This window comes from Streptomyces sp. NPDC042102 (assembly GCF_055582305.1).
On the sequence record NZ_JBVJDL010000004.1, the window covers coordinates 338,871 to 358,529 of the forward strand.

Annotated in this window: 17 protein-coding genes; 9 read left to right on the plus strand and 8 right to left on the minus strand. The window is 73.6% G+C overall.

What is annotated here, in order from left to right:
- The 4 genes from ACZ6KO_RS19645 to ACZ6KO_RS19660 all read left to right on the plus strand — a co-directional run bounded on the left by ACZ6KO_RS19645 (nucleotide 1) and on the right by ACZ6KO_RS19660 (nucleotide 4,122).
- Nucleotides 1-1,191: an aminotransferase class V-fold PLP-dependent enzyme gene (locus tag ACZ6KO_RS19645; protein ID WP_469305258.1), complete on the plus strand. Its 1,191-nt coding sequence runs from the start codon at nucleotides 1-3 to the stop codon at nucleotides 1,189-1,191.
- A gap of 55 nt (nucleotides 1,192-1,246) precedes the next feature.
- Nucleotides 1,247-2,002 (plus strand): class I SAM-dependent methyltransferase, encoded by a 756-nt coding sequence (locus ACZ6KO_RS19650; RefSeq protein WP_469305259.1) that lies wholly within the window; start codon nucleotides 1,247-1,249, stop codon nucleotides 2,000-2,002.
- 265 nt (nucleotides 2,003-2,267) lie between these two features.
- A complete protein-coding gene (locus ACZ6KO_RS19655) occupies nucleotides 2,268-3,053 on the plus strand; it encodes a VOC family protein (RefSeq protein ID WP_469305260.1) in 786 nt (261 codons plus the stop codon).
- A gap of 127 nt (nucleotides 3,054-3,180) precedes the next feature.
- Complete coding sequence (locus tag ACZ6KO_RS19660) at nucleotides 3,181-4,122, plus strand: GDSL-type esterase/lipase family protein (protein ID WP_469305261.1); 942 nt, start codon at nucleotides 3,181-3,183, stop codon at nucleotides 4,120-4,122.
- Between the two features lie 105 nt (nucleotides 4,123-4,227).
- Here the strand turns inward: ACZ6KO_RS19660 and ACZ6KO_RS19665 are convergent, their stop codons facing one another.
- From ACZ6KO_RS19665 to ACZ6KO_RS19675, 3 genes are all read right to left on the minus strand, one after another.
- A complete protein-coding gene (locus ACZ6KO_RS19665; protein ID WP_469305262.1) occupies nucleotides 4,228-4,425 on the minus strand; it encodes a CsbD family protein in 198 nt (65 codons plus the stop codon).
- A gap of 88 nt (nucleotides 4,426-4,513) precedes the next feature.
- Complete coding sequence (locus ACZ6KO_RS19670; RefSeq protein ID WP_469305263.1) at nucleotides 4,514-4,975, minus strand: DUF5709 domain-containing protein; 462 nt, start codon at nucleotides 4,973-4,975, stop codon at nucleotides 4,514-4,516.
- Nucleotides 4,976-5,110: 135 nt separating this feature from the next.
- Complete coding sequence (locus ACZ6KO_RS19675; RefSeq protein WP_469305264.1) at nucleotides 5,111-7,069, minus strand: FHA domain-containing protein; 1,959 nt, start codon at nucleotides 7,067-7,069, stop codon at nucleotides 5,111-5,113.
- A 169-nt stretch (nucleotides 7,070-7,238) separates the two neighbouring features.
- Between ACZ6KO_RS19675 and ACZ6KO_RS19680 the strand changes: the two genes are divergently transcribed.
- Nucleotides 7,239-8,903, plus strand: coding sequence for a serine/threonine-protein kinase (locus ACZ6KO_RS19680; RefSeq protein ID WP_469305265.1), 1,665 nt, complete (start codon nucleotides 7,239-7,241; stop codon nucleotides 8,901-8,903).
- 7 nt (nucleotides 8,904-8,910) lie between these two features.
- Here the strand turns inward: ACZ6KO_RS19680 and ACZ6KO_RS19685 are convergent, their stop codons facing one another.
- From ACZ6KO_RS19685 to ACZ6KO_RS19705, 5 genes are all read right to left on the minus strand, one after another.
- Complete coding sequence (locus ACZ6KO_RS19685; RefSeq protein WP_469305266.1) at nucleotides 8,911-9,696, minus strand: hypothetical protein; 786 nt, start codon at nucleotides 9,694-9,696, stop codon at nucleotides 8,911-8,913.
- Entirely contained in the window at nucleotides 9,689-11,299 is a 1,611-nt protein-coding gene (locus ACZ6KO_RS19690) for a vWA domain-containing protein (RefSeq protein ID WP_469305267.1), read from the minus strand. Before ACZ6KO_RS19690 ends, ACZ6KO_RS19685 begins: the two co-directional genes overlap by 8 nt.
- Nucleotides 11,296-12,492 (minus strand): hypothetical protein, encoded by a 1,197-nt coding sequence (locus tag ACZ6KO_RS19695; protein ID WP_469305268.1) that lies wholly within the window; start codon nucleotides 12,490-12,492, stop codon nucleotides 11,296-11,298. The genes ACZ6KO_RS19690 and ACZ6KO_RS19695 overlap by 4 nt, the downstream gene beginning before the upstream one ends.
- Nucleotides 12,493-12,696: 204 nt before the next feature.
- Nucleotides 12,697-14,355 (minus strand): ABC-F family ATP-binding cassette domain-containing protein, encoded by a 1,659-nt coding sequence (locus tag ACZ6KO_RS19700; RefSeq protein WP_469305269.1) that lies wholly within the window; start codon nucleotides 14,353-14,355, stop codon nucleotides 12,697-12,699.
- A 234-nt stretch (nucleotides 14,356-14,589) separates the two neighbouring features.
- The gene (locus ACZ6KO_RS19705) at nucleotides 14,590-15,567 is read right to left on the minus strand and encodes a phage baseplate protein (RefSeq protein ID WP_469305270.1); all 978 of its coding nucleotides are present in this window, start codon (nucleotides 15,565-15,567) and stop codon (nucleotides 14,590-14,592) included.
- Between the two features lie 325 nt (nucleotides 15,568-15,892).
- On the opposite strand from ACZ6KO_RS19705, the gene ACZ6KO_RS19710 reads away from it, so the two are divergent.
- Genes ACZ6KO_RS19710 through ACZ6KO_RS19725 form a run of 4 tightly spaced genes read left to right on the plus strand, consistent with a single transcriptional unit; the run spans nucleotide 15,893 to nucleotide 19,659 of the window.
- Nucleotides 15,893-18,181: a sensor histidine kinase gene (locus ACZ6KO_RS19710; protein WP_469305271.1), complete on the plus strand. Its 2,289-nt coding sequence runs from the start codon at nucleotides 15,893-15,895 to the stop codon at nucleotides 18,179-18,181.
- Nucleotides 18,178-18,612 carry a roadblock/LC7 domain-containing protein gene (locus tag ACZ6KO_RS19715; protein WP_469305272.1) on the plus strand — a complete coding sequence of 145 codons (435 nt, stop codon included), beginning with the start codon at nucleotides 18,178-18,180 and terminating at the stop codon, nucleotides 18,610-18,612. Before ACZ6KO_RS19710 ends, ACZ6KO_RS19715 begins: the two co-directional genes overlap by 4 nt.
- A gap of 29 nt (nucleotides 18,613-18,641) precedes the next feature.
- Nucleotides 18,642-19,070 (plus strand): DUF742 domain-containing protein, encoded by a 429-nt coding sequence (locus tag ACZ6KO_RS19720; protein WP_469305707.1) that lies wholly within the window; start codon nucleotides 18,642-18,644, stop codon nucleotides 19,068-19,070.
- Nucleotides 19,057-19,659: a GTP-binding protein gene (locus ACZ6KO_RS19725; protein WP_469305273.1), complete on the plus strand. Its 603-nt coding sequence runs from the start codon at nucleotides 19,057-19,059 to the stop codon at nucleotides 19,657-19,659. The genes ACZ6KO_RS19720 and ACZ6KO_RS19725 overlap by 14 nt, the downstream gene beginning before the upstream one ends.

Genomic DNA, 19,659 nt, shown 5'->3' on the forward strand with positions numbered 1-19,659 from the left:
ATGGCCGAGCCGCTGGAGGAGTTGCGTTCCTGGCAGCGTCCGCTGCGCGCCCAGTTCCCGATCATCGCGGCGGGTCCGGGGCCGGCCTACCTGGACAGCGCCGCGACCGCGCAGAAGCCGCGGGCCGTGCTGGACGCCGTCCAGCACTACCTCACCACCACGAACGCCAACGCGGGCCGCGGCTCGTACCCGTGGGCCAACGCGACGACGGCCGCGGTGGAGCGGGCGGGGACCCGCGTGAAGGAGTTCCTGGGCGACCCCGAACCGGACCGGTCGGCGGTGCACTTCACCAGCGGGGCCTCCCAGGGGCTGCGGACCGTCGCCCTGGACTGGCTGGCGGAGCTGCTCGGCGACGGGGACGAGATCGTGGTCCCGTTCGCCGACCACGAGGCGAACCTGGCGCCGTGGCTGGAGGTCCGGGAGCTGCTGGCCCGGCAGGGGGTGCGGATCGTGGTCCGGGAGCTGCCGTACCAGGACGGCTCCGGTGACTACGACCCGGTGGCGCTCGCCGCCGTGGTCGGCCCGCGCACCCGTTTCGTGGCGGCCACCCACGTGCACCACGTGTACGGCGCCGACATGAACGTGCACCGGGTCCGCGAGGTCGTCGGCCCGGACGTCCCGATCTGCCTCGACGCGGCCCAGAGCGTCGGCCATGTGCCGTTCTCGGTCGCCGGACTCGACGTGGACTTCGTGGTGTTCTCCGGGCACAAGGCACTGGCGCTGCCGGGGACGGGTGCGGTCTGGGAGCGGGGCCGGCGGGGGCCGCGGCTGCGGCCCGGCGGCTGGGCCGGTACGCCGAACACGGCCGGCATCGTCAGCCTTTCCGCCGCCCTCGACTGGCTCGACGCGGCCGGCACGGACCGGATCGAGGCGTGGACGGTGGCCCTGGCGGCCCGGCTGACGGACGGCCTGAGCCGGCTGGAGTCCTACGAGGTCCTGGGCTGCCGCTCCAGCCTCGCGGCCGGGTCCGCGGTGCAGCGGCGCCGGAGCATCGTGGCGTTCCGGCACCGCCGGATCGAGTCGCGCGATCTCGGGTTCATCCTCTACAGCCACGGCTTCATGGTCCGCTCCGACAGCCACTGCCAGGCGGGCGCCGGGGCGGCCGACGGGTCGGTGCGGGTGAGCGTGCACGTGTACAACACGGCCGAGGAGATAGAAGCGTTGCTCACCACCCTCGCCAGTCTGGAATGATTTTCATGTGGAGTTCAGGGCCGTGAGAACGGCAGAGGCACGAGCGGACAGAAACATGAACGTGCATACGGTGGCGGCCACGCGCTGGGTGGAGCGCTGGGAGCGGCAGCAGCAGCGCTACGCGATCGACCGCGAGGAGCGGTTCACGGTCATCTCGGACGTGGTCGAACGTGTGACGACGGGCCACCCGGCCCCGCTCCTCCTCGACCTGGGCTGCGGGCCGGGCTCGCTCGCCGCCCGCCTGGCGCAGCGGATGCCGGCGGCCGAGGTCGTGGGGGTCGACGCCGATCCGCTGCTGCTGGAGCTGGGGCGGGCGCACCACGGGTCGGCCCTGCGCCTGGCCGAGGCCTCGATCGGGGAGCCCGGCTGGCTCGACACGCTCGCCCTGGACCGCCCCGTGGACGCCGCCGTCTCGACGACGGCCCTGCACTACCTCGGCGAGGACGCCCTGCGGCGGACCTACCAGGAGCTGGCACAGCGCATCCGGCCCGGCGGGGTCCTGGTCAACGGCGACCACCTGGAGCCGGACTCCCCCAAGGTCCACGAACTCGCCGTCGACATCGGCCGCCGCCGCGCCGAGCGCCAGCGGGCCCTGGCGTACGAGGACTGGGAGAGCTGGTGGACGGGGGTCCGGGCCGACCCCGAGCTGACGCCGCTCCTGGCCGCCGGGGACCGCGGCGCCCACCCGCGCTGCGAGGGCAACGACCTGACCCTCACGGACCACCTGTCCCTGCTGCGCGAGGCGGGGTTCGAACACGTCGGCACGGTCTGGCAGTTCGGCAACAGCCACGTGGTGGTCGCGGTCCGCTGAGGCGACGGCCGGGCCTGACGTCCTCGGCCCCCTTGGCCCGGCCACCCGACCGCGCACCCCGGTCCGGGCACCTGCCGCGGCCACCCTGCGCCGGCCACCCGGCCCGGGGCCCGCTCCGGACGCCCCTGCCGGGGCCCTGTTCCGGGGGCCCCGGCCCGTCGGCCCGCGTCCGGTGCTCCGGGGTGTCACCCTGGATGGCGGCGGCGGGCCGCGGATCCGGCCCGGCGTGGCCCGGCGGTGGTGGCAGCGGCACGGAGCGTGAGCGATGGGGATGTCTACGAGCGAGGTCTTCGGCGCCCCGTGCTGGGTCAGCCTGATGGCCCGCGATCTTCAGGTGGCGCGGCGGTTCTACGGCGCCGTGCTCGGCTGGGACTTCCGGACCGATCCCCTGGACGAGGGATTCCTGGGCGCCGAGGTGGCGGGGGTGCCGGTCGCCGGGATGCGGGCGCTGGCCCCGGACCAGGCGGTTCCGGTGGCCTGGACCCCGTACTTCGCCGTCGACGACGCCGATGTCGCGGCCGACCGGATCCGGGAGCGCTGCGGCACCGTCGCGGTCGGGCCCGTCTCCTTCGCCTCCGGCGGCCGCGGCGCCCTGGCCGCCGACCGGGACGGCGCCGCCTTCGGCATCTGGGAGGGAACCGTCGAGGCCGACTGGCGCGTGGGCTCGGGGCACGCGCCGGCCTGGCTGGAGCTGCGGACCCGGGACGCCTTCGAAGCCGCGATCTTCTACGGCGAGGTGCTGGAGTGGGCCACCGGCCGGGCCGGCGCCTGCGAGGTCTCGTACGAGGACGACCAGGTCGTCCTGCGCCAGGACGGCGAGCCCGTGGCGCGGCTGAACGGCGGGGCCGAGGACGCCGCCGCGCCCGCGCCGCACGCCCGGCCCCGCTGGAACGTCCATTTCCGCGTCCCCGACCTGGACCGGGCCGTCGCGACCGCCGAAGCCCTCGGCGGCAGCGCGGTCTCGGCCGTCGCCTCGAACGACACCGAACGCTGGGTGACCCTGCGCGACCCCGAGCAGGCCCTGCTCACCCTGACCGCGCCGCGTCCGTAGGGTCCGCCCGCCCGGCGGGGGCCGGATCCGGACGGTGGGCCGTGGACGGTGGGCCGTGGAGCGTGGGGGGCCGTTAGGGTGAACCGGACGTCTTGATCATCTCCGACGAAAGGCCGCGCGGCCCACCGTGACCGATTCACCCACGCACGCCCTGTTCTCCTTCGGCACGCTGCGGGACGAGCGCGTCCAGACCGCGCTCTTCGGACGGGCGGTGCCCACGTCACCGGCGTCGCTGGCCGGCCACACCACCCGGCCCCTGACGATCACCGACCCGGACGTGATCGCCGCCAGCGGCCTCGACGTGCACCTGACCCTGGAGCGCGCGCTGGGCGGGGTCGTCGAGGGCGCGGTCCTGCGGCTCACGGACGAGGAACTCGCGGCGGCCGACGCGTACGAGGTCGACGACTACGCCCGCCGCCGGGTGGTCCTCGCCTCCGGGGAGAGCGCCTGGGCCTATCTGGACGCCAGGCCGCTGCGCTCCGCCCGGCGCATCGTGATCGTGGGCGACAGCATCGCGTACGGGCGCTGTGATCCGCGGGGCGGCTGGACGGCCCACCTGGCGGCGGCCCACATCGCGGGGAACGAGGCCGGACACCGGGTCTTCAACCTGGCCGTCCCCGGGAGCACCCTGACCGACGTCAGCGAGCAGACCCCGGCGCTGCTGGGCCCGCGCCTGCCCGACACCCTCCTGGTCGCCGCGGGGATCAACGACAGCGCCGTACCGCTCGACGCCCCGCCGTCCGGCGGCGGCGACGTGCCGGAGCACCTCACGGACCGGCTGGACGCACTGGCCGCCACGGCCGTACGGCACAACGCGCGACTCGTCCTCGTCGGACCCGCCTGGATCGACGAGGAGCGCACCGGTGACTACGAGGGCCTGCGCTTCACCCGGGCGCGCGCGCTGGCCCTGCGCGCGGCGCTGCGGAGCTGGTGCGAGGCGAACCACGTCGACCACCTCGACCTGTGGGAGCCGCTGCGCGACCGGGCCGACCTGCTCGTCGACGGCCTCCACCCCACGCCCGAGGGCCACCGGGCCCTGTACGAGCACCTCGACGCCCTCGCCCGCTGACCCGGACGCAGGACGCGGCCCCTGCGGCGCCGGGGCGCCGCGGGGCCGCGTCCTTTCACCGGCGAGCCGGCGGGCTCGCCGGGCGCGGCGGTGCCGCGGGCGGTGTCAGCTGCTGTCGCGCTCGTCGCGCAGGGAGTCCTGGATTCCGCGGGCTCGTTCCTCGGCCTCGCCGAGCGCTTGCTTCGTCTTGCCCTTGGCCTGGTCCGTCTTGCCCTCGGCCTTCATCCGTTCGTTTCCGGTGACCTTGCCGACCGCCTCCTTGGCCTTGCCCTTGGCCTGGTCCATCTTGCCCTTGTCCGCCATGGCGAACTCCTTCGGTGAGGGGAATACCGACGGGGACAAACTAGGCGAAGTCCGACACCCGCGCACGGCGGCGGCCGCCGGGCGCCCGCTAGGGTCCGCCCTCCTCCGGCTCCTCGACGAGGTGCATGGCGGCCTCCTCGGCCGAGGCGGCCCCCGCGTCGATCCCCACGTCGTGGGCGATCAGGGAGTTCCCCTGCGGCCATGCGGCGGCCGGGGCCAGCCGTCCGGCGCGGGGGCCGCCCGCCTGGTCGGCCACGGGCTCGCCGTCGCCGTCCGCCAGGTCCCCGATGCCGTCCCCGGCCGGCGGTTCCTGGTCGGGCAGCTCCCGCGCGAGGCGTTCGTCGAGGCTCTCGCCGCGCTGTTGCGCCACACCGGTGGTGTCGTCCCCCGGCCGCGTATGGGGCCGCTCGGGTGGTGACCAGCCCTGGTCGAGCAGGGCGTCCGTACCGGGCTCGCCGAGGCTGTCGTCCATGTCGGGCTGCCGCTCGGAGGGCTCGTCCTCCGGCTGGGGCTGGTAGACGTCGTCGCCGCGCGCACTGGTCTCGCTCATGATCCGCTCCTTTCGTCGCGGCGGTCGCCGGACGGCGCCGCACCGTCCCCCGGCGCCCCGTCCGTAGGGCTCCTGCCCGGCCTGGACGACGTCATTCAGCCACGGGTCCGGGCCGGCGGCCACCGGCGCGGCGTCCTACGGCTGCGCGAGGGCCCGTGGGTCCGCCGGGCGCGGGACGAAGACCGGGGAGTCCGACTGGTAGAAGAGGTCGATGTCGGCCTCCTCCCCGCCGACGATCAGGGTGTCCCAGGCGCCGCTCTCCCGCAGGGTGCGCAGGGTGGCGGGGGCGATCGGGGCCAGGTGCGCGCGGAGCTCGGCGTCCGTGGGCAGGCCGGGCAGCCGGGAGGCCAGACGTTCGCGGATCGCGGCCATCCGGTCCAGCAGCGCCTCGAGGTCGCCGCCGTCCGCGCCGTCGGCACCCTTGGCTGCACCCGCACCCGCACCCGCACCGGCGCCGCGGCCGGCCGCGGCGGCACCACGTGCCGCTTCCGTGCTGCGCGCGATGATGTCCTTGATGGCGCGGGTGACGCCCTGCTCGTCGGTGGTCACCATGGCGTTCCAGGCCCGGCTCTTGTGCCGGTACTGGAGCATGGACATCGCCGCTTCGTGCCGGATGAAGTCGGCGTCCCGCAGCGGCCTGCCCTGCCAGGACCGGCTGAGCGAGCGGGCCAGCGACGTGGCGGAGGCGAGGCCGCTGTTGAGGCCCCGGCCCGGCCAGAAGTGGATGGCGTTGGCCGCGTCGCCCAGCAGGAAGCCGTAGGTACCGGGGGTGGTCGCGGTCGGCCGGTGCAGCTGCGCGGTGAACCGCGGGCGCTGGACCATGTCCAGCCGGAACGAGGTGATCGCGGACAGGTCGTCCTCGGCCACCCCGAACAGGCCGAGGCCCTGCCGGATCTCCTTCCACAGCGGCGAACTGCGCAGCAGGGCGGGCAGGAAGAGGGTGCCGTGGGTGGGGCAGCGGAACTCGTTGTCCTCCTCCTGGCGGCTCATCAGGCACGGGCGGGCGGCGATGCACTCCTCGAAGACCTGGCGGACCGGGTCGATGCCGATGACGCTCTTGGCCTCCTCCCGGGTGAGCCGCATGTTCAGGAAGCCCTCGCCGCGCAGCGAGTTCAGGAGGAAACGGTTCTGCGACACGGTGAGCAGCACGCTCATCGGGTCCGGCAGCTTCGACTTGACCCGCAGGCCCAGGACGATGTCCTGGAGGTGCTCGCCGTCGAGGGAGTAGATCGAGGCGTCGGCGGCGCCGAAGCGGTCGGCGTAGTGCTCGCGGGTGCGGGAGCGGCCGCCCTCGCAGACGACCAGGACGTGTTCCTGGGTGAGCCGGCTCTGCTGGTCCGCCACGTCGAACCGGCGGGGGACGAGGCGGATCGCCGGCCGCCGGTTCGCCAGGTCGAGGAGCCGGTCCTCGATATGGGCGATCCGGATGTTGCGCGGCGGGCGGCCGTCGACCGAGTCCGGTCCGACCGGCCACATCTCGGAGTACGCCGCCTCGTCGCCGAACAGTGCGCCGAGCACCTCCTCGGACAGGGCGAGGTACTGCCTGCTCTGGACGGTCACCACCTGCTGGCGGCGGAAGTTGCCCTGGGTCTCGTCCTTCCAGACGACCGCGGCGCCCTTCCTGGTCCAGCGTCCGTCGTAGACGGTGACGGCGGTCCGGCCGGGCAGCAGCTCGTCGAGCGCCAGGGCGAAGGCCAGGCCCACCGGGCCGCCGCCCGTGACGGTGACGCGCAGCGTGCCGGGGTCCGCGGCGGGCGCCCGGGGGACGTCCAGGAGGGAGAGGTCCATGACCGTCTCCATGGCGTCCTGGCCCTCGTAGAGGAAGGTTTCATCACCGATGCGGATGCAGTCGTTCGGGCGGAGCACGTGCCGGGTGACGCGCTGCTCGTTGACGAACGTGCCGTTGCGGCTGTCCCGGTCGTAGAGGACGAACCCGGCGTCCTCCGCGAGGATCTCGGCGTGCAGCCGGGAGGCGCTGGGGCTGACGATGACGACGCCGTTGTCGCTCTTGCGCCCGAAACTGAGGGGCTCATCGCCCAGAATCACGCTCTGCCCGGTGAAGGGACCCGTGCGCCCCACGATGACCGACGACACTCGACACTCCTCGATTGCGATGCGGCTGACTGCCCGTACGAGAGCAACACGTCATCGCGAACGTGTTCGGTTCAACCTTTTCTTGGAATTCCGTGAGCACCGTTGAACCGGGTGTCCGGCCGGCACGTGATGTACGCGTCGGCCGACGATCCAGAGGAGAACCGCCCCCATGCACAACGAGGAATCCGAGACCGTGACGGAGGCCGCGCTCGCGGCCACCGGCGCGGCGACCGCACCGGGCACGGAGACGGCCGCCACCGTCGGGACGACCGCGGCCGCCACCGCGGCCACGCCGGGTGCGGCGGGCGGGGAGCGGCTGATCGCGGGCCGCTACCGGCTGCTGTCCCGGCTCGGCGAGGGCGGGATGGGTACCGTGTGGCGGGCGCGCGACGAGACCCTGCACCGGGAGGTCGCGGTCAAGGAGGTACGGGCCCCGGCCGGCCTGCGGGCCGACGACATCGCGCGGATGTACAGCCGGCTGGAGCGCGAGGCGTGGGCGGCGGCCCGGATACCCGACCGCAACGTGGTGACGGTCCACGACGTGGTCCTGGAGGAGGGCCGGCCCTGGATCGTGATGGAGCTGGTCCGCGGCCGGTCGCTGGCCGATCTGCTGCGCGCCGAGGGCCCGCTCACCCCGCGGCACGCGGCGCACATCGGCGCCGAGGTGCTGGGCGCGCTGCGCTCCGCCCACGCCGTCGGCGTGGAGCACCGGGACGTGAAGCCGGCGAACGTGCTGCTCGCCGAGGACGGGCGGGTGGTGCTCAGCGACTTCGGCATCGCGACGGTCGAGGGCAGCACGGCCCTGACCATGACCGGCGAGGTGGTCGGCTCCCCCGAGTACCTGCCGCCGGAGCGGGCGCTGGGCCGCCCCTCGGGCCCCGCGTCGGACCTGTGGTCCCTCGGCGTGATGCTGTACGCGGCCGTCGAGGGCATCTCCCCGTTCCGCCAGGACACCGCGCTGAGCACGCTGCGGGCCGTGGTGGACGAGGAACCGCCGGAACCGACCCGGGTCGGGCCGCTCGCCCCGGTCATCGCCGGGCTGCTCCGCAAGGAGCCCGCGCGGCGGACCCCCGCCGCCGAAGTCGCCGCGGCCCTGCGGGAGATCGCCCACGAGCCGGACGCCACCACCACCGCGGCCCGCGTCCTGCCGGAGCCCGCGCGGCTCGCGGAGCCCTCGCGGCCCGACACGGCGGCGACGCCCGCCACGGGACCGACGCCGGTGGCCGCGACGCCCACCCTGCCCGCGCCCGCCACCCCCACGGCGCCCGACGCACCCGCGACGGCTGACGCACCGGACACGCACACCGTGCACACCACGCAGGCCACGCACACCGCGCAGGCCGCCCCCACCGCGCCCGCCGGGGTCGCCGCGCCCGTCGCACCGCGCCGCAGGCGCCGTACGACGGCCCTCGTCGCCGCCGGCGCGGCCGCCTGCGTCCTGACCGCCGCCGCGGTGGTCCACGCCGTCACCCGCGACGGCGACGACCCCGGCCCCGGCCCGGGCGTACGGGTCTCGGTGGCCGGCGCGAACACGACCTACACCGGCACCTGCCCGACCCCCGAGGGGCGGGCGCCCGCGTTCACGGCGACGTTCACCGCGCCCGAGCCGACCCTGATCTCCTACCGCTGGGTGTCCGGTGACGGCTCGGTGGTGGACCCGCACTGGCGCACCATGTCGATCGGGGACAAGGCCAACCCCACGGGGCACGACACCGTGCGGCTGACGACCTGGGCGAAGACCGGCACCCTGACCACCGGAATGGCCGTGGAACTCCAGAGCCCCACCCGCACCACCTCCAACCCGGTCCCCTTCTCCATCACCTGCACCGGCTGATCCCTGACTAACGGAAGACGGCCATCGCCTCGACCTCCAGGACCCCGTCGTCCGGGTTCCATTCCTGCACCTTGCCCAGACAGCGGGCCGAGAAGGTGCCGCGGGGAACCTGGTTGCGCAGGCCCTCCGTGGCGCAGGTGATCCGGACCCGGGGCCCCTGGGTCGGGTCGGCCGGATCCCCGTACGGAGCGAGGAACACGGTGGAGGCGGCGCCCTCCTCACGGTCGCCCTCCTCACGGTCGCCGGCCGTACGGTCGCCGGCCGTACGGAACCGGCCCCGGATCAGGACGAAGCCGTCGACGTCGCGCAGCCGAACGGGGCCCGGCGCGCCGGCGGCCGTCCGCAGCAGGGCGGGGCCGCGGGTGACGGTCCGGCTCGGGAGGTCGACGTGCACGATGACGCGCTTCTCCTCCAGCACCTTCATGATCAGGCCGATCACCGAGATCGGCTCCGCGACCTCCATGTAGCGGCTGACGATCTCGGTGTTCTCCTTGCGGCCGCCGTCCGCGCCGACGCCGAAGACCTTCGCGCGGACGGTCCCGTCCTTGCTGTCGCTGGTGCGCTGTTCGACCTCCTTGCGCAGGGCGGCCGTGTACCCGCGCATCTGGTAGTGGTCCATGACCGTCTTGTCGTGCAGGTAGAAGCAGATGCCGTCCGTGAAGTCCCGGGCGGCCGCCCGCCGGGCGCGGACCAGCCACAGCACCGCCACCGCCAGGAGCGCCACGAGGCCCGCCCCGGTGACCAGCCACAGCAGCATCCAGGGCCACCACACGGCCCACCACGCTTCACTCACGACACCCACGGATCTCCTTGAAGGCGTTGGGAAGGGACTGTCCTGTGGCGTCGGCCATGTGCCCGCCGGTGGCCCGGGCGGCCCGGTCGAGCTCCCTCGGATCGGCCTCGCCGTACCGGACGGTGTACGTGCGGACCGCGCGGGCGGCCGCCGGCAGCGCCGCGTACCGGGCGAGGAACGTGTCCAGGCTCAGCCCCGCGTTGTTCTCACCGTCCGTCATGAGCACGATGGACACGCGCTGTCCGGGATCCGCGGCCACCGCGTCGGCCGCGATCCGGTAACCGTGGTCGAGGGCCGACCACACGGCGGTGCCCGCGTCGAAGGTGTCGTCGGCGAGCGTGCCGCGCAGCCGCTCCAGATCGGGCGCCCCCGTGTACGTCACGCTCCGCTCGTCCAGGACGCGGCCGCCGAAGCGCACCACCGTGAGGGTCTCGCCCTGGTGGAACCGGGTGAACTTGCCCGAGCGCGAGCCGTCGGTGCCGCCGAGCCCGTCCATGGTGGCGCGCAGGTTCGCGATCCGCTCGCCGCGCATGGACGTGGAGAAGTCGAGCAGGAAGATCACCCGCACCGGGCGGCCGGCGCGGGCGTCGGCGTAGTCGGCCAGCAGCCGGTCGACGACCGCCTGACGGTCCGGGAAGTACAGCGCGTTGCCGAGCGGGGCGCGCAGGCCGGGCACGCGGGCGAGTCCGGGGTCGACGGGGCGGCGCAGCGTGCGTTCCATGATCTTGCGCTGGACCGGCTCGCTCCGCAGCCAGGCCGTCAGGCGGTCGTACGCGGCACGCTTGGCCGGATCCAGCAGCATCAGCGGATAGTCGGACAGCACGATGCCGTCCTTCGGGTACACGACCTCCAGCGGAGTGCGCAGGGTGCCCGCGCGGCCGAGGGCCAGCAGCTCGGACTCGTACGTGATCAGCCCGTCGAGTCCGTCCTCGCCGCGTGCGTACGCGTCGACGAGGCGGCCGGAGGAGTCCTCGGTCAGCGCGTGCCCGGCGAAGAAGCCGCGCAGCCGGTCGCAGGAGACGTCCTCGGGGCGCAGCGCGCCGCCGGTCCCCGCGGCCGCGGTCGCCACGCCGACGAGCGCGGCGAGGCCGCTGTTGGCGCGGCGGGGGTCGGCCATGGCGTACTTCAGGGTGCCGGCCGCCGCGGCGTCCGCGAGGTCCGCCCACGACAGCTGCCCGTCGGGGGTCGCCCCGCGCAGCCGCTTCGCCACCTCGGGCTTCAGGCCGACGGCGACGGGCGAGCTCATGGTGCTCGTCGCCGGCGGTACGTCCGCCCGGCGTCCGCCCGCCTTCCACAGGAGCTGGAAGGGGCGGGAGGAGGAGAGCCAGGCGAGGTCGTGCCGGTAGTGGCCGGTGGCCAGGGAGGCGGTGGCCTCGACAGTGCCCTGGTACTCCATCGTCAGCGTGATGCCGGTCTCGCGCCGCAGATCGTCGAACAGGGGTTGCATGTCGGCGAGTTCGGAGGCGGCGAGCACCCGCAGGGTGACCGGTTCGGCGCGGGTCCCGGTGCAGCCGCCGAGCGTGGCCAGCACGCTCAGGCATGCCAGGGTGAGCGCGGCCAGCCTCCGGCGGCGGCGCCCGCGCGGCGTGCCGGGGGCCCTCATGGCGCCCCGTCGGGAAGCGGGGCGGGCGGGCAGTCGCCGACGATGGAGATCATCCGCTCCAGGTAGCGGATCCGGGGCATGGGCGAGCGGGTGTTGTCGCTCTCCAGGGCCGGCACCGGGACGTTCCGCTCCCTCAGGAACGTCGACAGCTGGTCGCCGGCGACCTCGCCGGCCGGATCCAGGATCCTGAAGCCCAGCTCCATGGCGCGCCGGCGCAGATCCGGGTCGTCGGCCATGAGCTCGCGCAGCCGCTCGCCCTTGTCGTTGAGGGCGATGAACTGGGGCTGTGTGACGAACTGGGTGGAGGGGTAGAGCAGCACCCGCTCCTCGTCGAGCCGGCCGGATTCGGCGCGGTGGCGGACCTGATGGGTGAGGTACTGGTGCTCGTACGCCACGACCACCGGGGCGATCCCCTTGCCCTCCGGGGAGACGTACGTCCTGAACACGTCGGCGGCCGGCAGGCCCTGCTCCATGAGGTGCTTGACGGACCGTGCCCGGCTGCTCGCCTCCTCGTCCGTGCCGGGCACGTCGGGACCGTTGCCGCGCCAGGTGAAGGAGACCAGTGCCAGATAGGTCCCGGCCGAGTTGGAGCCGCACACGTCGGGGCTCTGGGCGACGATCCGGTTGGCGTTGGCGATCCCGTGGCGCTGGATGCCGAGGTCGTTCCAGCGCCGCGCCCCGTCGATGGCGCCGAGGAACCTGCCCATGTCCAGCGAGTAGTAGAGCGGCCGGTCCGCGCCCGCCGAGGGCAGCGGGGTGGCGATGCCGGCGTCGCGCAGCGTCTCGGCGTACTCCCGGTACGTCGCGAGCACGATGGGGCTCACGAACGGGCGGTGCACCTTGGCGTACTGGCCGGACGCCGCGCGCACGCCGGTGATCAGATCGCCGGCCGGCTGGCCCGAGGGGAAGACGAAGTCGAAGGCGTCGAGGTCGCGCAGGGCGACCTCGCGCGAGCCCGAGCTGGTGATGTGGACCTGGATGCCGTGCCCCATCAGGATCCGCCGGACCTCCCCGTCCTCGAAGAAGTCCCGTTTGGAGGCCATCTTCCCCTCGAGGACGGTGACGCGTTCGAAGGGCAGCAGCAGATTGCCGGACACGGCCAGCGTGGTGAGCCCCGTCAGGACGGTGGCCAGTGCGGGCAGGAAGAACAGCAGCAGCCGCCGCGACCACGAGCCGGACGACCGGCTCCGCACGGTCAGCCGAGGCTCCTCGACGAACGGCCTCTCCCCCGAGGCTCTCTGCACGACAGTCACCCATGCCCCCCAGCACGCATCCGTCCCGCCCGGGCCGCAGCATCCATCGCCCGGTTGACCATCGACACACGCTCCGGCCAATTGCCCGTGAACAACTGGCCTTGAAACGTGAGGGGTTGAGGAAGACGGGACAGGCGGTCAGGCCTAGGCTCGCCGTACCGAGCCCTCGACCGGCGAGCCCGCGCGCAGTTCCAGCCCGGGGCCGGTGAAGGCGGAGCGGAAGCGGCGGTCGTGCGAGACGGCGACCACCGCACCCGTGAACGCGGCCAGCGCCTCCTCCAGTTCCTCGACCAGCGTCGGCGACACGTGGTTGGTCGGCTCGTCCAGGACCAGCAGGCCCGCCGGACGCGTCACGAGCCTGGCCAGCTCCAGCCGGCGGCGCTGGCCCGCCGACAGGGCGGCGACGGGCACGTGCAGGTCCTCCGCGCGGAACAGTCCGAGGGCGAGGAGTTCCTCCGCGTACTCCTCGGGGTCTCCGGGGCGCCCCGCCGCGAAGCCGTGCAGCAGCGGGTGCCGGGCGGGGTCGAAGGCGATCTCCTGCGGGAGGTAGCCCACGGAGGTGTGGCGCCGCACCGTTCCGCGGTCCGGCGTGATGTCGCCGGCCAGGACCCGCAACAGGGTCGACTTCCCGGCCCCGTTCGGGCCCGACACCAGCAGTCGCGCCCCCGGCCGGATCGCGAGTTCCGGCAGCGACAGCCGGCCGTCGACCGCGATCCCGGCCAGTTCGGCCACGTACGGCGTGTCCTCGGGCAGGGCGGCGGCGCCGTCCCCTTCGATCCGCGCGGCGAACCGCAGCGGCTCCGGTGGCGCGGGCACCGGTTCCCGCAGCAGGTGGTCCAGTTGCCGCCGGGCCGCCCTGACCTGCCCGGACAGCTTGGCGTCGTGCGAGCGCCGGTGCTTGCCGAAGCCCTGGTGCGGGTCCTTGCCGGTGCCGGCCAGCCGCTGCCCGGCGGCATCGACGAGGCGCCGGGTACGGTCGAGCGTGTCGAGGTACTCCTGGTGGCGCTGCTCCCGGCCCCGGCGGGCGGCGGCCCGGGCGGCGCGGTAGCCGGCCCAGCCGTCCCCGTACCGCTTGACGGTCCGCAGATCGCCGTCCACCTCCAGTACGGTCGTGGCCACGGCCTCCAGGAACGCCCGGTCGTGCGTGACCACGACCAGCGTGCCGCGGTGCGCGCGCAGCCGCTCGGCCAGCCAGGTCACGGCGGGCTCGTCGAGGTGGTTGGTCGGCTCGTCCAGCAGCAGGAGTTCCGGGGCCGCGCCCAGCACGCAGGCCAGGGCGAGCCGGGACTGCTCGCCGCCGGAGAGCGAGCCGAGGGTCCGCTCCATGCCGATGTGCCCGATACCGAGCGCGTGCCGGGCCGCTTCGGTGCGGGCGTCGGCCGTGTATCCCTCGCGGGCCTCGAACTCGCCGATCAGGTCGCCGTACGCGTCGAGCTCCGCGGGCCCGGCGCCGGCGAGCGCGGCCTCGGCGGCCCGGATGCGCGCCTCGAGGGCGCGCAGCTCGTGCAGTGCGGCGTCGACGGCGTCCCGGACCGTGCACCGCGGCCCGAGGTCGAGGGTCTGCGCGAGGTGGCCGACGCCGCCGGGGAAGGAGACGGTGACCTGCCCGTGGTCGGGCTGCTCGGCTCCGGCGATCAGCCGCAGGAGGGTCGACTTGCCGGAGCCGTTCTCGCCGATGACGGCGGCCTTCTCGCCGGGCCGCAGGGTGAGGGAGACCTGGTCGAGCACGACGCGGTCGCCGTAGGCCTTGCCGACGCCGCTGAGGGCCAGCTGGGAGACGGGAACGGTGGCGCTGGGACGCATGGGATTCCTCGGGGTACGTGGGCCTTCTTCCTGACGCGGGGAACGCCTGACGGGCGGCTCCGCGAGGGCCGCGTCCGTCCGGCGTACCGGGAATCAGAGGAAGAAGTAGTGCACGTACATGGGAACAGCCTACCGCGAACCGGACCGTCTCGTCTTCTGGATGGTCAGGAAGGCCGCGCGCCGGGGCGGCCGGCGCCCGACGGCCGATGACCGGCCGCCGGGCAGCGGGACGGCTCAGACCAGCGCGTTCTTGTAGAAGATGCTGGAGCGCCGGTCGCCCTCCACACCGGTCGCGAAGCCGAGGAAGAGGCGGGCCTCGCCCGCGTCGGTGCGGTAGACCGCCAGGCCCTCGGGCTCGCGGTGGTGCAGCGTGGATCCGGCCTTGGTGAGGACCGGCCCCTGCTTCACGGTGCCCGTGTTGATGTCGATGCTGGTGAGGTAGGAGTTGCCGTCACCCACGGGGGTGCCGGGCTCGGGGTAGGCATCGCCGGTCAGGTAGTACATGTACGAGCCGTAGAGGGTGTAGCCCTGGGGAGTTCCGGGGATCGCCGGCTGCGCGAAGTCGACCAGCGGCGAGCCGAAGTCCCTCGTCTGGAAGGCGGAGAGGGGGTACACGGCGATGCGCTTCCCGGCGCTGGTGTGATACCGCACGATCATGCGCTGGTAGACGGGGTCGACGGAACACGTGTACTCGGTGGCCCCGGAGATCGGCCGGTAGGCGGCCGAGGCGGCCGGAGAGGCCAGGGTGGTGTTGGCCTTGTACGTGATGGGCGCCAGCGCGGTGCCGTACCCCTTGGTGTTCGCGGCGCACTCGATCCACAGCTCGGTGCCGGAACCGCTCGGCAGCGCGGCGAAGGCGACCCCGTGGCCGAAGCCGTCGAGGTGCATGTACGAAATGTAGTTTCCGTCGAAGTCCATCTTGTTGATGCACAGGTCGCCGTCGGCCTCGGAGCTTCCGCTCCGCTTGGTCGCCACGAACAGGAACTTGTTCTCCCAGTCGAAGGCGAAACTCTGCTGGACCCGCGCGCCGTGCGTGTCCTTGGACCGGAACAGGTCGTGCGACGGCTGCGTGAGATCGAACCGCTTGGTGGCGGCCACGGCGGCGGAGGCGGACGGCGCACCGACGCCGAGCCCGAGCGCCGCGAGCGAGGCGCCGGCGCCGGCGCGTATGAGGCCGCGGCGGGAGAGGGGGAAGCCGGAGGTGTGGTTCATGGGGGGACTCCAGAGCCATGGTGCGGATGCGGAACACGTGATGCTACTTGTGTCCGGCCGAGGTGACGGACCCGGCCCCGATGGGCAGTTGTGCGTTCGACACGCACGAACACGGAGTGCCGCGATCCGGTTGACGCCGTGCGACGGGCGGCGTGGAGGCCCTTGTGGGAATCCGAGTCGTCGGGTGCGGCTGTATGCGGGCTTTGTGGCTGGTTATGATCGGCGCCTGTCGCTCGCGCGATCCCGCCCCGACGCATCCCGAGGACCGATGTCTCCCATATCCGAAGGCACCCCAGGGCCGTCGAAGGCCCGAAGACGGCGCACTGTGCGCCTGCGTACGATGCTCATATGGCTCGCGGTCGTCCCCACCGTGGCCATGGGCACCCAGGTGGCGGTGACCGCCGAACGGCTGCTGGTACAGGCCGACCACCTGCGCGACGACCTGGCCGCCAGCAAGCGGATCGGTGAGCCGCTGTTCCGGCTCATGGCCGAGCTGCAGGCCGAACGGAAGATGACCGCCGCACGGTGGGCGGGCGCCCCCGTCCGCGACGCCGACCTGCGCGAGCGCAGGGCGGCCACCGACAAGGCCGTGGCCGAATTCCGCCGGCTCTCGGCGGACGCCGACGGCAGTCCGGAGTCCGGGCGGACCGCGGAACACCTCCAGGACGTCAAGACCCGCCTCGACCAGCTGACCTCCCACCGCTCGCGCGCGGACGCGCGCAGCGGCGTGGCCGCGCAGGCGATGGCGTACTACGACGAGGTCATCGACGGCATCACCGGCCTCTACCAGGGGGCTTTCGGCCACGCCGAGGACGCCGGGCTCCAGCAGGCGAGCCGCCCGGTCATCGCGATGCTCTCCGCCTCCGAGATGCTGGCCCGCCAGGACACGATCCTCACGCTGGCCGGTCCGTCCAGGGAGCTGACGCCCGCCGCTTTCGGCGAGTTCCTGAACGACGCCGGGGCGCACCGGCACCTGTACGACACGTGGGTCGTGCCGTACCTGCCGCCCGAGGACAAGCAGACGTACGAGCGCATCACCGCCTCGGACGCCTGGAAGGTGAAACTCCGCGTCGAGAACGCGGTCATCGCCCAGCACAAGATCACCGATTCCGGGATGAAACTGCCGGCGGACGTCGCGGACTGGCCGGCCGCGCACCAGGCGTTCTCGGCGCAACTGGCCGAACTCAGCGCCCAGCGCTCGCGCGACCTGCTGGCGCAGGCCGACAGGAAGGCCGCCGAGCTGGAGAGCGACGTCTTCTGGCTGGTCGGCGGCAGCTCCGGCGCGCTGTTGCTGGTCATCGCCGTCGTCGTGGTCACCACCCGTTCGGTGCTGCGCCGGCTGCGGCGCCTGCACGAGCGCACCGTGGCCATCGCCGAGGAGACACTGCCGGACGTCGTCGCCCGGCTGCACCGCGGCCAGAGCGTCGATGACGACGCCCTGCCGGCGGTGAGCGGGGACCGGGACGAGGTCGGGCAGGTCAGTGACGCGTTCGCCCGCGTCGTCGCGGTGTCCGTCGACGGCCACCGGCAGCTCGCGGCCGAACGGCACGGCTTCGGCATGTTCGCCTCCGGCATCGCCTCGCGCACCGGGAACCTGGTCAGCCGCCAGCTGAGCCTCACCGAGGATATCCAGGACACCTTCGGGCACGACGAGGCGCTGCTCGCCGAGTTGATGCGGTCCGACCAGCTGACCGTCGGCATGCGGCGGCAGGTCGAGAACCTGCTCATCCTGTCGGGCGGCGAGATCCCCGACCCGCACACCGAGCCGATGCGGGTCGCCGACCTGCTGCGCGAGGCGGCGGCGGAGGTCGAGGACTTCCGGCGGATCGAACGGCACGCGCTCGACGAGGCGAGCGTCGAACCGAGCGTCATCAGCCAGATCAGCCACCTGCTGGCGGAGCTGCTGGACAACGCCACCCGGTTCTCCCCGCCGAGGTCGAAGGTGGTCATCCGGGCCGAACTGCTCCCGGACGGGCTGTCCGTGGAGATCGAGGACCGCGGGCCGCGCGTGGGCGAGGCCGGCTACGAGGAGATGAACCGGCGCCTGCACACGGCGCCGCCCTACTCCGAACTCGCCGAGAACGCCCACCGGCTGGGCCTCTTCGTGGTCGGCCACCTGGCCGACCAGTTGGGGGCCACGGTCACGCTGCGGCGTTCGGTGTACGGGGGCACCTCGGCGGTCGTCGTACTGCCGGGCGACCTGCTGGCGCGGACGGCCGCTCCGGCCCCGTCCCCCGCCCGCGAGTCCGCCGCACCCGCGCCCGCCCCCGTCCCCGTACGGCGGGCCGCGCCCGAGCGGGTACCGCACCCGGCCGGCACCGAGCGGCCGGAGCCGTCCCCCGCACCCGCGTTGGCGCAGCGCACGCCCGCGCCGCGGCCCGCGACCGCGACCGCGACCACGGCAGGGGCCGGGGCCGGCGGGACCCGCCCGGCGCTGCCGGAACGCGTCCCGCAGACGCACATGACCAGGCAGTTGCGCGCACCGCGAGCACCCGAGCCGGAGCCGGGCCCCGGCACGGACACCCCCGAAGAGGTCGCCGACGCCTGGGCGGACTACGAAGAGGGGACGCAGAAGGTGGAAGCCGAGCTCAGACAGGAACAGGACCAGCGATGACGACGACCCCCAACTCCCCGACCTCCAGCACCGCGGCGTCGAACGACGCGATCTTCAGCGTCCTGGACAACCATCTGAGCCGGATCGCCGGCATCCAGGGAGCGGTGCTCCTCTCCAACGACGGGATCCCGCTGACCGCCTACCTCCTCGACCGGGACCAGTCGGAGCGCATGGCGGCCGCGGCCTCCGGGATCGCCGCCACGATGAAGGCGATGTCCCGGGAGGTGGACGGCGGCCGCGTGATCCGCCAGCTGGTCGAGATGGACGACCGCTATCTCTGCGTCGTCGGGTGCGGGGAGGGCAGCACCCTCCTCGTGGTGACCTCCCGCAAGGCCCGCCTCGGCGAGCTGGGCGGCGAGGCCGTACGGACCGCGCAGGCGCTCGGCGAATGGCTGGGTACGCCCGAGCGTACCCAGGCGCCGACGCCGTAATGCCCGAGCCCGAGATGCCGGAACCCGAGATGCCGGAGCCCGGTCACTCCGAGCCCACAGGGTCCGAGTCCGCAGGGTCCGAGTCCGCAGGGCTCGGACCCGAGGCGCCGCAGCGCGGCGGCCGGCGTACCCGGTTGTACGCGCTGACGGACGGCCGGACCGCCGCACCGCACACGGTTCTCACCATGGACACCACGATCACGGCGGCCGTCGGCGCGGAGGCCCAGGGCGCGCTGCCCACCGAATGGCAGGCCGTCCTCGCCATGTGCGCCCGCCCGGGCGGGCTGGCGGTCGCCGAGATCGCGGCGCGGATGCGGATCCGGCTCACCCCGATGACGCTGCTGCTCGGCGAACTCGCGGACCGCGGGCTGATCCACCACCGGCCGCCCCTGCAGGGGGCGGAGACCACCAACGTCCACATGCTCATGAGAATCAGGGACAACCTTGCCCGGATATGATGGATACGACCCGTCTGCCGCCGCTCCTGCCGGACAGGCGTCGCCTGTCAAGATCCTCATCGCGGGAGGCTTCGGCGTCGGCAAGACGACCCTGGTCGAAACGATCTCCGAGATCGAACCGCTGCGTACGGAGGAGCGGCTGACCGCGGCCGGAGTGGGCGTCGACGACCTCGACGGCATCGAGTCCAAGGCGCTCACCACCGTGGCGATGGACTTCGGCCGGCTCACCCTCACCGACGCCGAGGTCGTCCTCTACCTCTTCGGCACTCCGGGCCAGGAGCGCTTCTGGTTCATGTGGGACGACCTGCTGGCCGGCGCCCTCGGTGCGCTCGTCCTGGTCGACACGCGGCGCCTGGACCGCAGTTTCCCGGCCATCGACTTCTTCGAGAGCCGCGGGCTGCCGTTCGTGGTGGGCGCGAACTGCTTCCACGGCGAACAGCCCTACACCGCCGAGGAGATCGCCGCCGCCCTGCACCTGCGGGACCCGGCCACGCCCGTCCTCCTGCTCGACGCCCGGGCCCGTGCCGACGTACGCGACGCCCTCCTCGCCCTCCTCGACCTGCTGATCACCGCGGCGGACGCGGCGTAG